We start from the raw sequence: 2,149 nt of genomic DNA on the forward strand, positions 1-2,149 counted from the left end.
CGCTACGAGAACGGGGAGCCAGGGTCGGCGGAGATTGCGCTGCGGGTGGCGGCGCATCACCGGTCGGTGGGGCTGAACCTGTCCTGCTTCTTTGTGGAGCAGGCGCCCAAGTCGTTCCAGCGGCTGGAAGAGGTGGTGAGCGGCTACCGGTCTCGGGGCGTGACTGCCCGGGCGCATCATGGTGAGGTCGACGGGGTGCTGGATGATGTGGTGATCCAGGCCCGGGGGGTGCCGCTGTTTTTGTTCCTGGACCCGTGTGGGCTGTGTCTGCCGATGGAGCGGCTGGTGGAGGTGCTGGCGCGGCAGCGGCCGGAGCGTCGGCCGGCCACGGAGCTGCTGATGAACTTCAGCATGATGGCGGTGTGGCGGCTCGGCGGTCACGTGCGGTCCCCGAAAGGCAACGAGAAAAGCCTGGAGCGGTTCGACGCAGTGTGTGGAGGGCGCTGGTGGCGTGAGTACTTCGCCGATCCAGAGGCGGACAAGGACCATGCGACCGAGGCTGTGGCGGCTGAGTACGCCCGCCGCCTGGAGGAGCGCACGGGCATGTTCGTCCAGTCGGTCCCGGTCGCGAAAGCGCCGCATCACAAGCCGGTGTATCACCTGGTCTTCGCCACGCGCAGCCCGTATGGGCTGTGGGTGTTCGGCGATGCCCTGGCCCGCGCGCGGGATGAATGGTGGAAGACGCTGGAGTTGCAGGACGGCGAGGACAACCCCGACACCCTGTTCTCCACCGTTGAGGTGCTGCGCCCGAACCCTGCGGAGCTGGAGAAGGCCGCAGTCCCGGTGATGGCGGACAACCTCGACGCGGTGCTGCAGCGCGCCCGGCGTCCGGTGAAGCTGGTCGACCACACGCTGGAACTCTTCGGCACCTACTACGGTCAGGTCACCGAGCCGGTGGCCCGCAAAGCCGTCAAGCACCTGAATCAGCTGGGCGGGACCCCTACCACCGGTGTGGGAGTGAAGAGGATCCGCGAGCTGATCGTGCACCCGGCAGCACGCGCCTGACCGGTACTGCCAGGCGCGGCTGTGGCGGCCGCGCCTGGCGGTCGGGTGCCGGAATCAGGCCACGACACGTTGAGGCATCTCGTCCCAGGTGCGGCCCGCCAGCTTCCGGCCGCCGGCCTTCGGGGTGCGGCCGCCCCACTGCTTGAAGAAGAAGGCCACCTGGGCTTTCTGGCAGGCGTCGCGGATCCCGGTCACCCAGGCCTCGTCCAGCGGGCGGTGGCGCGGGCCGGACTCGCCGCCGGCAATGACCCAGTCGATGCCCTCCAGGTCCAGGCCGTCCAGTGGGCCCAGCAGCGGTTCGCAGGACAAGAACCGCACCGCGGCCGGCACGAGCCGTAGGTCGTCCACGCGTGCCAGTTCCGCCTCGGACTCCACCGACACGCCCATCCAGACGTTGTCCGGCCAGTCCAGCTTCGGCGCGACCTGCCGCAGCCGCCGCGCCCGCTTGGTCAGCACCTGATAAGTGTGCTGCGGGGTGTCGGCCATGACCTGGAAGACCTGCCGGACGAAGTCGAGCGGCACCCGGGCGTGGAAGAGGTCCGACATGGAGTTCACGAACACCGTCCGCGGGCTCTTCCAGCCGTACGGAATGTGCAGGGCGTCGGGGTGGATGGTCACGTCGAAGCCCGGGCCGGATGTGCGCGGGTCACCGTCGTTCTGGTACTTCTCAGCCCCCATCGCCTTCAGCCGCTTCGCCAACGCCAGCGCGTAGCAGTTGTCGCAGCCAGCCGACACCCGGTCACACCCCGTCGTGGGATTCCATGTCGCCTCGGTCCACTCGATCGTGCTGCGGTCACTCACCGGGCACCCCTCCGTATGCCGCGGCCGTCCATCCGCACGCCCGCGGTCTGCTGACTGACCAACGACACGCGCCACCGCCGGACACCTGCATCCAACCACCGGCCCCACCGGGTCGCGCCCGAACTCATTAAATAGAACATACGTACGCCTTCTTGTTGATGGCAACACCGCTGCCTTGGCTGCCCGTCGGCTACAGCTCGAAGTCGATGTAGTCGATGTCCGTGAACTCCACTTCCAGCCCGGTGGCGCGCCGGCCGCGGTCGCGGAAGTAGATCTCCTGCAGGCCTTCGGCTGCGATCGCGCGCAGCTGCTGTTCGCCGGCGCCTTGGTCTTGGGCTTCAAA

Annotated in this window: 2 protein-coding genes and 1 pseudogene; 1 reads left to right on the plus strand and 2 read right to left on the minus strand. The window is 68.2% G+C overall.

Going from position 1 to position 2,149, the window contains the following annotated elements; translation table 11 throughout:
• Positions 1 to 1,005 (plus strand): three-Cys-motif partner protein TcmP (gene tcmP, locus PV350_RS46225; RefSeq protein ID WP_500339265.1); only part of this gene is annotated, 1,005 nt, incomplete at its 5' end.
• Positions 1,006 to 1,059: 54 nt separating this feature from the next.
• On the opposite strand, the gene PV350_RS46230 is transcribed toward tcmP, so the two are convergent.
• Positions 1,060 to 1,806, minus strand: coding sequence for a DUF5131 family protein (locus tag PV350_RS46230; protein WP_500339266.1), 747 nt, complete (start codon positions 1,804 to 1,806; stop codon positions 1,060 to 1,062).
• A gap of 190 nt (positions 1,807 to 1,996) precedes the next feature.
• A pseudogene (locus PV350_RS46235) lies at positions 1,997 to 2,149 on the minus strand (telomere-protecting terminal protein Tpg); the annotation flags it as partial.

It is taken from the genome of Streptomyces sp. PA03-6a, assembly GCF_033792765.1.
In the GTDB taxonomy this organism is placed as follows: domain Bacteria; phylum Actinomycetota; class Actinomycetes; order Streptomycetales; family Streptomycetaceae; genus Actinacidiphila.